Annotated in this window: 11 protein-coding genes; all 11 read right to left on the bottom strand. The window is 59.4% G+C overall.

Features of this window, described 5'->3' with window-relative positions; translation table 11 throughout:
- Window positions 1-12 precede the first annotated feature (12 nt).
- Window positions 13-342 (bottom strand): flagellar hook-basal body complex protein FliE, encoded by a 330-nt coding sequence (fliE, locus tag PSFL_RS25520; RefSeq protein ID WP_057438803.1) that lies wholly within the window; start codon window positions 340-342, stop codon window positions 13-15.
- Window positions 343-473: 131 nt separating this feature from the next.
- Window positions 474-1,853, bottom strand: a complete 1,380-nt coding sequence (locus PSFL_RS25515) for a sigma-54 dependent transcriptional regulator (RefSeq protein ID WP_057960245.1) — start codon at window positions 1,851-1,853, stop codon at window positions 474-476.
- A gap of 105 nt (window positions 1,854-1,958) precedes the next feature.
- A complete protein-coding gene (locus PSFL_RS25510) occupies window positions 1,959-3,170 on the bottom strand; it encodes a PAS domain-containing sensor histidine kinase (RefSeq protein WP_057438801.1) in 1,212 nt (403 codons plus the stop codon).
- 110 nt (window positions 3,171-3,280) lie between these two features.
- Window positions 3,281-4,756: a sigma-54 dependent transcriptional regulator gene (locus PSFL_RS25505; RefSeq protein WP_397470625.1), complete on the bottom strand. Its 1,476-nt coding sequence runs from the start codon at window positions 4,754-4,756 to the stop codon at window positions 3,281-3,283.
- Window positions 4,757-4,929: 173 nt separating this feature from the next.
- The gene (locus PSFL_RS25500; RefSeq protein ID WP_057438799.1) at window positions 4,930-5,226 is read right to left on the bottom strand and encodes a flagellar assembly protein FliT; all 297 of its coding nucleotides are present in this window, start codon (window positions 5,224-5,226) and stop codon (window positions 4,930-4,932) included.
- A gap of 25 nt (window positions 5,227-5,251) precedes the next feature.
- A complete protein-coding gene (gene fliS, locus PSFL_RS25495; protein ID WP_115127658.1) occupies window positions 5,252-5,641 on the bottom strand; it encodes a flagellar export chaperone FliS in 390 nt (129 codons plus the stop codon).
- Between the two features lie 127 nt (window positions 5,642-5,768).
- A complete protein-coding gene (gene fliD / locus PSFL_RS25490; RefSeq protein ID WP_397470624.1) occupies window positions 5,769-7,136 on the bottom strand; it encodes a flagellar filament capping protein FliD in 1,368 nt (455 codons plus the stop codon).
- Between the two features lie 83 nt (window positions 7,137-7,219).
- A complete protein-coding gene (locus PSFL_RS25485; protein WP_170060572.1) occupies window positions 7,220-7,564 on the bottom strand; it encodes a flagellar protein FlaG in 345 nt (114 codons plus the stop codon).
- Window positions 7,565-7,635: 71 nt separating this feature from the next.
- On the bottom strand, window positions 7,636-9,321 hold the full coding sequence (locus PSFL_RS25480; RefSeq protein ID WP_170060571.1) for a flagellin: 1,686 nt from the start codon (window positions 9,319-9,321) through the stop codon (window positions 7,636-7,638).
- A gap of 284 nt (window positions 9,322-9,605) precedes the next feature.
- The gene (locus PSFL_RS25475) at window positions 9,606-10,535 is read right to left on the bottom strand and encodes a ketoacyl-ACP synthase III (RefSeq protein ID WP_115127655.1); all 930 of its coding nucleotides are present in this window, start codon (window positions 10,533-10,535) and stop codon (window positions 9,606-9,608) included.
- Window positions 10,536-10,803: 268 nt separating this feature from the next.
- Window positions 10,804-12,423, bottom strand: coding sequence for a flagellar hook-associated protein 3 (locus PSFL_RS25470; protein ID WP_170060570.1), 1,620 nt, complete (start codon window positions 12,421-12,423; stop codon window positions 10,804-10,806).
- Window positions 12,424-12,435: the final 12 nt, after the last annotated feature.

Below are 12,435 nucleotides of genomic sequence, written 5' to 3'. Positions count from 1 at the left end.
TAAATCTCGTCCTTAAACCGGCATCTGCATGATGTCTTGATAAGCCTGAACCAGCTTGTTACGCACCTGGGTCAAGGCCTGGAAGGAAACGCTGGCTTTCTGCGAAGCGATCATCACGTCGGTGAGGTCCACACCGCTCTTGCCGATTTCAAAGGCCGTCGACAGTTGGCTGGAGGCCTGCTGGGTATCGCTGACTTTGTTGATGGCTTGACCGAGCATATCGGCAAAGCTGCTTTGGCCCAATTCCGGCGCTTGTGCGACGGATTTCGGCTGGGACATGGCGTCCATTTGCATGGAACGCATATCCAACATCAACCGATTGAACTCAACACCTTGGCTCATGAACTTCTCTCTCCGACGACCCGCAATTTTTTGACACTACGCAGCGGTTAGTACGGGTAGTAGCAACAAGGGTGCCAGCTCCTTGGCAACTCGTAAGAAAAGCCGACAAACCTTGTCAGCTGATGTGTATCTCAGCTCGCGAAAAGGAATGCTTCCACATCCATCCCGGCATCGCGCATTTGCGCCAGCTTGTAGCGCAGGGTGCGCGGGCTGATGCCCAGGCGCTCGGCCGCTTCTTTGCGGCGGCCACGCTCGGCACGCAGGGTGTCGATGATCATCTGGAATTCACGGCGACGCAGGTCGTCGCCAAGACCGCCAGCGGCCTCGGCCGGGGCGCTTTCCTGTGGGGCCGGGGCCAGGCTCGGCATTGGCGCGCTACCGGCGCCGACGGCCAGGCAGAAGTCCTGGGGCTGGATCAGGCCGCCCTGCTGCAAAATCAGCGCGCGCTGGATTGCGTTGTCCAGTTCGCGCACGTTGCCGGGCCATGGGTAACTGATCAGGCAAGCCTGGGCTTCAGCCGACAGGCGCGCCTGGGCGTGCTTCATTTTATTGACGTGCTTGCTCAACAGGCGCTCGGCCAGCGGCACGATATCGGCCGGGCGTTCACGCAGCGGGCGCCAGGCCAACGGGAACACCGAGAGCCGATAGAACAGATCTTCCCGGAAGCGCCCTGCTGCCACTTCGCCAGCAAGGTCGCGGTTGGTGGTGGCGACCACGCGGATATCCAACTGGATCGGCTTGCGCGCACCTACCCGCTCCACTTCGCGCTCTTGCAGCACGCGCAGCAGCTTGGCTTGCAGGCCCAGGGGCATTTCGGAGATTTCGTCGAGCAGGATGGTGCCGCCATCGGCCTGCTCGAACTTGCCGGCCTGGGCGGCGATGGCGCCGGTGAACGAGCCTTTTTCATGGCCGAACAAGGTGGCTTCGAGCATGTTGTCGGGGATCGCCGCGCAGTTGATCGCGATAAACGGCTGGCTGGCGCGGTGAGATTGCTGATGGATGTAGCGCGCCAACACTTCCTTGCCGGTGCCGGACTCGCCGGAGATCAGCACCGTGGAATCACTGCGGGCGACCTTGGCCGCCAGCTCCAGCAATTGCGCACTGGCCGGCTCGACAGCAATCGGGCCCTCGCCGTCTGCCACACCCACGACGCCAAGCGCATGGCGCGCCACCAGCTCAATCAGGGCCTTGGGCTCGAAGGGTTTGACCAGGTAGTCTGCCGCGCCCTGGCGCATGGCATCGACGGCGCGCTCCACCGCGCCGTGGGCGGTCATCAACAGCACCGGCAGTTGCGGCTGGCGTGCACGCAGCAGGCCGAGCAACTGGTGGCCGTCCATGCCGGGCATGTTGACGTCGCTGACCACCAGGCTGAAGGACTCTTGCTCCACGGCCTGCAAGGCTTCCTCGGCCGAACCGACCGCCCGATAGTCATGGCCCGCCAACAGCAGCGTGTCAGCCAGTGCTTCACGCAGGGCGCGATCGTCTTCAACCAGTAAAACCTTGATAGCCATTTATCCTTACTCCCATCCTTTCCAAGGTTTTTGAAAAGGCAGCTGCATTTGGTGCCCCGTGGTGAGGGGGGCAAGCCCCCTCACCACAGGTCGTATGCGTGTTCTTTACTCCGCGCTGGCCGCGCCGGAAAACAGCGGCAGCGTTATCAATGCACAGGTGCCGCGCCCCACACGGGAACGCAAGTGCAATTCTCCCTGATGGGCACGGGCCACTGCCTTGACCACGGTCAGCCCGAGGCCGGTGCCATTGGTCTTGGTGGTAAAAAAGGGTTCACCCAGGCGCTGCAACACCGCCGGATCAATCCCACTGCCGCTGTCGCTGATGCACAGGCGCAGGGTTTGCTCGCGGCTGTACAGGTGCACTTTGAGGCGCGCCCCCGGGCCGCTGGCCTGGCTGGCGTTTTCGATCAGGTTGAGCAGCGCGCCCACCAGGGTGTCGCGGTTGCACAGCAACTCGCCCCAATGACTGTCGCACTGCCAGCGCACCGAGGCTTCCTGGACATGGGTGGCAGCGGCAGCCTGCAGCGCCTGCAGCAAGGCGGCGGGCGTGACCCGGTCGGTCAGCGGCAACTCGCCCCGGGCGAAGACCAGCATGTCGCGTACCTGATGCTCCAACTCATGCAGGCGCTCCTTGAGCCGTCCGGCAAACCGCTGATGGGTGGCAGCCGGCAATTGCTCATCAGTCAAATGACTGGCGTAGATCAACGCGGCGGACAGCGGTGTGCGAATCTGATGCGCCAAAGAAGCAACCATCCGCCCCAGGGACGACAGGCGCTCATGGCGCGCCAATTGGTCTTGGAGGTGCCGGGTTTCCGTCAGGTCGTTGAGCAGCACCAACTGGCCGGGCTCAGCGTCCAGGGAACGGGTGGCGATGGACAGGCGGCGCCCATCCTTGAGGGAAATTTCGTGGCCGTCGTCTTCACGGGGGGCAAAGCAGCGGGTGATGACATGGCGCCACAGCTCGCCTTCCAGCGGCAGGCCCAGCAGGTCGCAGGCCGCGGGGTTGGCTTCGCGTACGCGGCCCTGGTCGTCGATCACGATCACGCCACCGGGCAACAGGTCGAGGAGGTTTTGCAGACGGTTGGCCAGGCGCTCTTTCTCGGCCAGCTCTTGCATGCGCTGGGCACTGACCACCGCCAGCTCGCCCTTGAGCTCCGAAACCCGGGCTTCCAGCAGGCTGTAGGAGTCCGTCAACTGGCTGGACATCTGGCTGAACAGCGAAAACGCCTGCTCAAGCCCTTGCCGGCTGATCTGCTCTACGGACGGGACAAGTCCCTGGGTGTCAGGGACTGAAGAAAGGTGGGCGGCGTGGGGCATCGTGCTCTCTCGCTTGGCTGACCGTCAGTTAAACGGAACGTTGCGAGTGCTATAGCAATACCCGTGCCGGAAAAAATATCCTTATTTTTCAGAAGGTTAAAAAACAGGCGTCAATCATCCGCCTGTTCATCACCTTCACGACGACTCATGCCGTACTTACGCATCTTCTCCACCAGCGTGGTGCGGCGGATGCGCAGGCGCTCGGCGGCGCGGGCAACGATGCCGTTGGCGTCGTCCAGGGCTTGCTGGATCAGCCCTTGTTCGAGGCTGCCGAGGTAGTCCTTCAGGTCCAGGCCTTCGGGCGGCAGCATGGCGGTGGCGCCGAAGTTCGGGGTATGGCCATTGATCGCCACCCGCTCCTCGAGATCACTGCGCAGGCTGTCCACCAGCTGTTCGTCTTCGTCATCGACGTAGCGGAACTTCTTGGGCAGCTCGACCACGCCGATCACCCCGTATGGATGCATGATTGCCATGCGCTCCACCAGGTTGGCCAGCTCGCGCACGTTGCCCGGCCAGCCGTGGCGGCACAGGGACATGATCGCGGCGGAGTTGAAACGGATCGAGCCGCGCTTTTCGTGCTCCATGCGCGAGATCAGTTCGTTCATCAGCAACGGGATGTCTTCCACACGCTCGCGCAGCGGGGCCATCTCGATGGGGAATACGTTGAGGCGGTAGTACAGGTCTTCGCGGAAGCTGCCGACCTCGATCATGCTCTCGAGGTTCTTGTGCGTCGCGGCAATGATGCGCACATCGACGCTCTGGGTCTTGTTGCTGCCCACGCGCTCGAAGGTGCGCTCCTGCAACACGCGCAGCAGCTTGACCTGCATCGGCAATGGCATATCGCCGATTTCGTCGAGGAACAGGGTGCCGCCGTTGGCCAGCTCAAAACGCCCGGCACGGCTGGTAATCGCCCCGGTAAAGGCGCCCTTCTCGTGGCCGAACAGTTCGCTTTCGAGCAGTTCTGCCGGGATCGCCCCGCAGTTGACTGGCACAAAAGGTCCGTCGCGGCGCTTGGAGTGGTAATGCAGGTTACGTGCGACCACTTCCTTGCCGGTGCCTGACTCGCCGAGGATCAGCACGCTGGCGTCGGTATCGGCCACTTGCTGCATCATCTGGCGCACGTGCTGAATCGCACGGCTGGTGCCGACCAGGCTGCGGAACAGGTTGGGTTCGCGGTGACGTCCGCGCTCGCGGGCCTGGTCGTACATCTCGCGATAGACCTGGGCACGGTGCAGGGAGTCGAGCAATTTGCTGTAGCTGGGGGGCATTTCCAGGGTGGAAAGTACACGGCGGCGCTGGTCTTCCGGCAAATCCACGGAAGAAATATCGCCCATCAGCAACACCGGAAGGAACTCATCCCAGGTTGAGAGTGTCTTTAACAGGCCCAGAACTGCACCAGGAGCGTTTACCGTCCCGATCAGCACACAGATGACTTCACGGCTCGACGACAAAGAGCTGACAGCCTGCTGCCAATCATGGCTGCCGCAGGGCAAATTTTCTTCGCCAAGAAAATTCAAAATCACCGCCAGGTCGCGGCGGCGAACGCTATCGTCATCGATCAGCAGAATTTTGGTTTCACGCAACATGCAATAGCAACTTCCCTAGTAAAACTCTAATGCCCTCGAATCGGGGCAATCTAGATAGCTGTAGGCGTTTTCTGCGCTACGGATACCTGACGTCTGAAAATAGCACTAGTTAAGTCAAAATTATGCGAACAGTCAAATTTATGACGCGCCATGTTCGGATTAACTGAGCCAGATCAGCCGAACAGATGGTAAACCTTTGACGCATTTTTCGCTTGGTTGATCTGCGACATCTCTTCAAATATCGCCTGGCGCTCGCCGGTCGTCACCTCCAGCAACTGCTGGTAGACCGCTAACAGGCTCTCCAGCTTCTCCCGCAGCGCGTCCTCGTCCACCGGCGCTTCGCTGAGCACCTCGTCGATCCAGACACGGCAGCCCATGTCCAATTCGCTGATCGCATCCCAATTGCGCTCTGCCAGCGCGCCAACCAAGGCGTCGCGGGTTTCGTCGATCCGTTGCAGTGCGTGGCTCATGCTGTGTTCCTCAAGGCCGACGGCCCTATTGTGGCGCGATGGCATCCCAGCCTTCTTTGACAGTGATCAGCAAACGTGCAACTTCGTCGATAATTTCCGGATCGCTGCTGGCATTTGCTTGAAGCAGGCGCGAATTCATATAGTCATACAGACTCGCCAGGCGCTGGATTGCAGCGGGGTCTTCGGCCTTGTCTTCATCCAGGCCTTGACGCAGGCCAGTAATAATATCGATAGCCTTGGTGAGCAGCAGGCACTTTTGCGGGGTATCACCACGAGCCATCGCACCCTTCGCCTGGGCAAGACGCTCCAGCCCACCTTCCAGCAGCATCTGGATCAGGCGATGAGGGCTAGCCTCGGACACCTGGGCATGGGAATTGACCTTCTGGTATTGGCGAAGGGCTCTCATAGGGTTCATGTTGTTGCCTCGTTACAGGTCACAGTCAAATAGGTTTACTTAACCAGTTTTTCGACTGCGCCAGGGAAAACTTTAATTCATGACCCGGTGCCAGGCCCCTCTTTCAGGGCCCCTGGCGCGCCGTTTATCAACTCGACTTCGGATTGTTCAACGAGTTGAGGGTAGTCATGATGCTGGAGCTGCGGGAGTTGATCTGCGCGATCATCGTGTCCATGGCCGTGTACTTGGCCGACAGGGACTTCTGCAAGGCTTCCATGCGGCGATCCAGGTCGGACTTTTCGGTGGTCAGGTCAGTCAGCTTGGTGTTGAGATCCGTCGCACGAGTCGCCAGGGTGCCGGTGGCGCCTACGTAACTGGCAGTCGCCTTGCTCATGCGCGTGATCAAACCCGTATCGCCGGTGAACATTTTGGCGATATCCCCTGCGCCCTTGACCACAGCCTTGTCCCACGTCTTGTCATCAAGGCTCAGCAAACCGGTTTTCTGGTCAGTGGTGATCCCCATCTGGGCCAGGCTGCCGATGCCGCCCGCACCGGAACCATTCGTCAGCTCGGAGCGCAAACTGGACACCAACTGACGCATCGAGGCATCACCGGTCAAGGCGCCCGCCGTGGTGGTAGACGTATCGCCTGTCGCGGTGACCTTGGTCTGGGTGTTGATGGCGGTCATCAGCGCGTTATAGGCGGTAACGAACGACTGCACCGAGGTCTTCAGCGTGTCGGTGTTGCTGGCCACCGTGATGGTGATGGGCTTTTTATCACCGTCGGCGGCCACCAGATCCAGGGTCACACCACTAATAGCGGCGGTCACTTTGTTACTGGTGGACTCCATGGCAATGCCGTCGATGGAGTACTTGGCATTTTGCGCGGGACTGCCAGCATTGTAACCCGTCGCCAGCTCGGAATCACCGCTAAGGGTAATGTCGGTCCCTACGCCACTGGTCGAGGAGCCGATTACCAGGCGTGCGCCGTTGGCATCACTCAAGACGTTGGCGCTTATACCTTGGGCAGACAATTGGGTATTGATGGACTCGCGCACCTGCTGCAGGGTCGCTCCACCGGGAACCACCACGTCATAACTTTTACCCGACTGGGTAATAGTCAAAGTCTGGTTGTCATCACTGTTGTTGGCCTTGCCCGATGCCCCCCCCTCGAACACTTTACTGGTCACTTTCGAGGACGTTGCCAGGTCGGTCACCAGCACGGTGTACTTGCCACTGGAGGCACCCTCACCCAGGGTGACCTTGACGTTTTTTTCTTCGGAGGTCGTAGCGGCCAGACCATTGAAGGAGGCGACGTTGTTCAACTTGGTGATTGCCGCCTGGTAGGCTTCCAGCGCCGTTTTCACCGAGCCCACAGCCGACAGCTTGACGGTTGTCTCCTTCTGCTGGGCGGTGATCTGCGCCTCTTTGGGCGCGCGTTCGGCCCCCACCAACGCCTTGACGATGGCTTGGGTGTCGTAGCCCGAACCTGGGCCGGAAATCGTTGAACTAGCCATTTGCTACTCTCCTTGTCCTGCGGTTGCCGCTTTTTTGGCGTATGAACGCCCAAGCAGCAATCAGAAACATGTTTCGTGCCAACTCAAGCCTTTGTATCAAACAACAGGCTGCTGGCATCGCTCAGGTTCTGCGCCAGCTTCAACGCAGTCTCCGATGGAATCTGTCGGATCACCTCACCACTGTCGGTAGCGATCACCTTGACCACTACTTTGCCGGTGGAGTCATCGATGGAAAAATCCAGGTTGCGCTGTGAAGCCTGCACAAACTCACGCATATCGGTTACAGCTTTTTCCAGTGCCACGCGCTGCGGCTCTTCGGCGGGCTCGGTATCGGCCTGCGGGACAGGCTTGGCCTGTGTTGCAGTCGCGGCACGAGCCTGGGTGGTAGCAGCCGGGTAAGACGCGTTCAGCTTGATGCTCATGTCCATGTCATCACCTCCAAACTGAAAAAACGGAAGGGCACGTTAGCACCCCCCCGTTGATTAACCGCTAGCCGATATTACTGAAGCAGCTTCAGTACAGCGGATGGCAGTTGGTTGGCCTGGGACAGGATCGCAGTGGAAGCCTGTTGCAGGGTTTGTTGCTTAGTCAGTTCAGCGGCTTCAGCAGCGAAGTCAGCGTCTTCTACACGGCCTTTGGCCGCTGCGGAGTTCTGTGCAATGCTCTGCAAGTTGGCCACGGTGCTGGAGAAACGGTTTTGCACCGCACCCAGCTGCGAACGCTGGCTGTCGATCTGCTGCATGGCGCCTTCCAGAGCCTGGATAGCCTGTTGCGAACTGGCCGCAGTCAGGATGCTCAGGTCGGCAACGCTGGTTTCCAGAGTAGTCGAAGCAGTGGTACCAGCAACCAGACCCAGAGCGGTGAGGCCGGTGCCTGCGCTACCATCAGCGATGACGATGTCTTTTTTGGAGAACAGGGACAGGCTGCCGTCACCGTTTTTGCTTGCATTCACGCCGGTGCTGGCACTGTTGATCGAGGAAACGATCGCATCAGTGGTGTCACCCTTCTTGAACTTCACTTCAACGCCGTTCAGGTTTACCGAAGTGTCAGCAGTCAGTTTGGCCTGGGAAGTACCAGCCGACAGACCCAGAGCAGCCAGAGAACCCGCGTCGTTGTTCGACAGAACTACGTCGCTACCACCATTCGATTTGACTTGAATACGACCATCGCTGCCGATGGTTGCATCACCGGTGCCGCCTACAGCAGTTTTGATGCTGGCCAGCACGGTAGTGATGGTAGCGTTGGCAGCCCAAGTCACATCCTTGCCGTTCACCTTAATGTCGCCGGCCGAAGCGATAGTAGTGGCGCCGGTAGCAGGTGCAGCAGGGGTTTTGCCATCAGCGATGCCAATTGCAGTGCCGCCAGCAACAGTAATAGCCGATGCGGAAGACAGGCTGATTTTGCCAGCTGTCTCGTCCCAGGACGCAGTTACACCCGCATTAGCGGTGTTGATCGCAGTCGCAACGGCAGCACCTTTGTCAGCGGCGGTCAGCGCAATATCTTTACCGTTGATGTTGACTGTTGCACCACCAGCAGCAATACCAGCACCAGCGGTTTGCAGGGCAGCTACAGCAGCGCCAGAAGTAGCCTTGGCACCTGACAGCGAAGAACCGATGGCAGTGGCACTGATACCAGCCAGAGCAGCACCATTAGCGGTCGCTTCGCTGTACTCGCCCTTCAGAGCAGTAGCGCCGACAGCAGTCATGCCAAACGAGATAGTTTCGTTGGCGTTAGCACCGATCTGGAACGCTACGTTGTTGAACGAACCGTCCAGCAGGTTACGACCACCGAAGTTAGTGGTGTTGGCGATACGGGTCAGCTCACCCACTTTAGCGGTGAATTCTTGCTGCAGGGAAACACGGTCAGCGTCGCTTTTATCACCGTTAGCCGCTTGCAGGGCGAGTTCACGCAGACGCTGCAGGGTGTTGGTGGATTCTTGCATTGCGCCTTCAGCAGTCTGAGCGATCGACACGCCGTTGTTGGCGTTGGCGATAGCCACGTTCAGGCCCTTGACCTGGTTGCCCAGACGGTTGGCGATCTGCATGCCAGCGGCGTCGTCTTTGGCGCTGTTGATTTTCAGGCCGGAAGACAGACGGTTCATCGACTGGCTCAAAGCGTCGGAGGCTTTGTTCAGGTTCTTCTGGACGCCCAGGGAAGTGATGTTGGTGTTTACGGACATTGCCATGACGAAATCCTCGTGAGTTGGATACTGCGGCTTCCGGCCCTGGCAACCGCCGGGTGTGGCCTAGAGAACCTTCGTAATAGTTATCGTCGTGAATGCAGGTTGCTTGAGGATTTTTTTGAATTTTTTTGCTAGCCCTATGCCACCCCTTGTATTTCAAGGCCTTATAGATGGCCGAAATGCCAGCAGCCACGGGTTATTGGCGCCAGAACACCGCCTCGACACCTGCATAAAAAACGCCCATGATCTTTCGACCCTGGGCGTTTTTTATGCAGCCTATCAAAGCATCACGGCCGATAGATAATCGCCGAGCCCCACGACAGGCCCACGCCAAACCCGCTCAGGGCGACGCGCTTCCACTCGGCGTCCATCACGTGCTTTTCCAGCAGCAGCGGAATGCTCGACGACACGGTGTTGCCGGTCTCGACCATGTCCTTGATGAATTTCTCCACCGGCGCATCTTCAAAACGCCGCGCCACGGCGTCGACAATCGCCGCGCTGCCCTGGTGGATGCAGAACGCATCGATGTCATCGGCCACAAGGTCCGACTCTTTGAGCAGCTCGTGCAAATGCGCCGGCACTTTGAGCAATGCGAAGTTGAAGACCTGGCGGCCATTCATGAAGAACACGCCATCACTGACCTTCAAGTGCGGCGCACCGGAGCCGTCGGTGCCGAACTTGGCCTTGCCCAACTGCCAGGGGGCGTCTTCGCCCATCCAGGTGGCGGTGGCGGCGTCACCGAACAGCATGGTGGTGTTGCGGTCTTCCGGGTCGACGATCTTCGAGTACGGGTCGGCAGTCACCAGCAGGCCGTTTTTCAGGCCGGCGGCTTCCATGAAGCCTTTCATCGCGTAGATGCCGTAGACGTAGCCGGAACAGCCCAGGGAGATATCGAAGGCCGCGACGTGGGTCGGCAGGCCCAGCTTGTCCTGAACGATGGCGGCAGTGTGCGGCAGCCCTTCTTCGTCGCCGTTCTGGGTCACAACGATCAGCGCGTCAATCGACTCACGCTTGAGCCCGGGGTTGTTGGCAAACAAGGCATTGACCGCCTCGACGCACAAATCCGAGGTTTCCTGTGCAACATCCTTGCGCGGCAGGAATGCCGAGCCGATCTTGCCAATGATGAACTCTTCATCCTTGGCGAATTTGGCACCCTGGGCGTAGTTGTCCAGCCCTTCTGCCGGCACGTAGCTGGCGATGCTTTTTATGCCAATCATTGTGGCTTCCCAATACAAAATAGCTGGAGAACACCCCTGAAAATCCTTCAGGAGTGCTGACAATAAAGGGGATAACCCCGCAAAAAATCATCGAAGTCGCCTTGACCTGGACCTGAAAGATGCCCTGGCCTTTTCACACGATACAGTGAAGATGCGCTTTATGACTCATAGGTCACTCATTTTTGTGCGCTTTGTTTAAAAGCCTGCGCCAGAAACGACAACGGCCCACCCTGTTTCCAGGGTGGGCCGTCGGGTCTTGCCAGGCCGATTACATCCGGCTGAACAGGCTCAACTGGGAGATTTTCACAAAGGCCAGCTGCGAGGCCTCCAGCATTGCCTTCTGGAACGCCAGGTCAATCGAGGCGGTAGCCACATCGGTATCACCAATGGCGGCGGTGGTCGATTTGTTGGCCAGCACCATGCTGGTGTTCTCCGTCTCCTGGATCGCCAGCGAATTCAACCGCGCACCAATGGAGCCCCGCACCCCATCAACCTGGGCCTGGGAGGCCTTGATATTGGTAATGGCAGCATTGACCACATCGGTCAGCTTGGCCTGGGCAATCGGGTCGCCGTCAGAAGGGGTTTCCAGGGCCTGGCGCAGTTGGCTGAGGGTATCCAGGGCATTTTGCGTCTTGTGGGTGTTGGAGCCCACGGCGAACTGGTCACCGGTGCCCGGTGCGCCGGTGATGTCAAACTTCACGCCAGCTGCCGTGATGCTGTCTGGCGTGGCGGGCACAGGCGGTGGACCCGGCTGGGCTGGCGTACCAGGCACCACAGTGCCGCTGGAAACCGGCTTGCTATCGGCGGTGATCGGCTGGGCATACACCTCATATTCTGTGGTCGAGGTAAATTTGATCACCGCGCCTTTGTTCGGGAAGGTGCTGCTGTAGTCCGCCTGGCTGGTGACGGTGCCGCCCGACAACTGCGCCGAGGTTTGGTTGCTCGGCGTACGCGAGACACTGAAGCTGTCCGGCTTGCTTTGCAGAGTGAATTCACGGTCCTTGTACACCGCGTCAGCCTCAGCACCGGGCTTGGCGTCCCCCAGATTCTGGTCGACATCAAAAGTCACGCCGCGCACGGTGACCGAAGCACTGCCTTCCTTGGTCGCATCGAACTTGCCGTTGCCCGGGGTTTGCGCGGTGATGTCGTTGCCCGCCGCATCCGTCACGGTGTATTCGGTGCTGCTGAGGAACGTCAGTTTGTATGGTTGGCCGTCAGTGAAGCTGCTGTCATAAGTCGACGGCGACGTGACGATGCCGCCCGAAACCAGCACCTTGCCATCGTTGACCGAACCGGTCGCCTGGGTACGCCCCGCATTGACCGTGCCTTCCAGGATCGACTTGCCGGTGTCATTGACCACCATCGACAAGGTGTCGGAAACCTTCAGGCTCAGCGGCGTTTCATCGCCCTGATAGCTGTAGGTGCCGTTGCTGTTGCGAGCGTATGGCGGGGTGTCGCTCTTGCCGCCGGCAAACAGGTAATGACCGGACGAATCCTTGCTGTTGAGCAAGCTCAGGACCTGCTTTTCGATTTCACCAATCTCGGCGGCAACGGCCTTGCGGTCGTCATCGCTGATACCGCCACCGCCCTTGCCCGCCACCTTGAGCGACAACTCACCCGCGCGCGCCAGGGCGGTGTCGATACTGGCAAGCACGCTTTCCTCGCTGTAAAGCGAGTTCTTCATGCTGCTGATATTGCCTGCGTACTGCCCCAACATATCCTGCTGCTGCTGCAGCAGCAGCAAACGCGCCGCGCCCACCGGATCATCTGCCGCCGTCTGGATGCGCACGCCGGAGTCGATCTGCTGCTGGGTCTTGGTGACGTTGGAGAAGTTGTTGGTATAACGCGCAGTCGTGGTATTGAAATACTGTTCTGTCGAGATTCGCATCGTCTCAAACTC

The organism is Pseudomonas sp. DD1 (genome assembly GCF_044510355.1).
Taxonomy (GTDB): domain Bacteria; phylum Pseudomonadota; class Gammaproteobacteria; order Pseudomonadales; family Pseudomonadaceae; genus Aquipseudomonas; species Aquipseudomonas shahriarae.
The sequence above is the reverse complement of the archived record's forward strand: the minus strand, read 5'-3'. Positions and strand labels throughout refer to the sequence as shown.

Excerpts from the sequence above, each read along its gene's own strand:
- fliE (WP_057438803.1), bottom strand. The coding sequence starts at position 342 with ATGAGCCAAGGTGTTGAGTTCAATCGGTTGATGTTGGATATGCGTTCC.
- PSFL_RS25515 (WP_057960245.1), bottom strand. The coding sequence starts at position 1,853 with ATGGCTATCAAGGTTTTACTGGTTGAAGACGATCGCGCCCTGCGTGAA.
- PSFL_RS25510 (WP_057438801.1), bottom strand. The coding sequence starts at position 3,170 with ATGCCCCACGCCGCCCACCTTTCTTCAGTCCCTGACACCCAGGGACTT.
- PSFL_RS25505 (WP_397470625.1), bottom strand. The coding sequence starts at position 4,756 with ATGTTGCGTGAAACCAAAATTCTGCTGATCGATGACGATAGCGTTCGC.
- PSFL_RS25500 (WP_057438799.1), bottom strand. The coding sequence starts at position 5,226 with ATGAGCCACGCACTGCAACGGATCGACGAAACCCGCGACGCCTTGGTT.
- fliS (WP_115127658.1), bottom strand. The coding sequence starts at position 5,641 with ATGAACCCTATGAGAGCCCTTCGCCAATACCAGAAGGTCAATTCCCAT.
- fliD (WP_397470624.1), bottom strand. The coding sequence starts at position 7,136 with ATGGCTAGTTCAACGATTTCCGGCCCAGGTTCGGGCTACGACACCCAA.
- PSFL_RS25485 (WP_170060572.1), bottom strand. The coding sequence starts at position 7,564 with ATGGACATGAGCATCAAGCTGAACGCGTCTTACCCGGCTGCTACCACC.
- PSFL_RS25480 (WP_170060571.1), bottom strand. The coding sequence starts at position 9,321 with ATGGCAATGTCCGTAAACACCAACATCACTTCCCTGGGCGTCCAGAAG.
- PSFL_RS25475 (WP_115127655.1), bottom strand. The coding sequence starts at position 10,535 with ATGATTGGCATAAAAAGCATCGCCAGCTACGTGCCGGCAGAAGGGCTG.
- PSFL_RS25470 (WP_170060570.1), bottom strand. The coding sequence starts at position 12,423 with ATGCGAATCTCGACAGAACAGTATTTCAATACCACGACTGCGCGTTAT.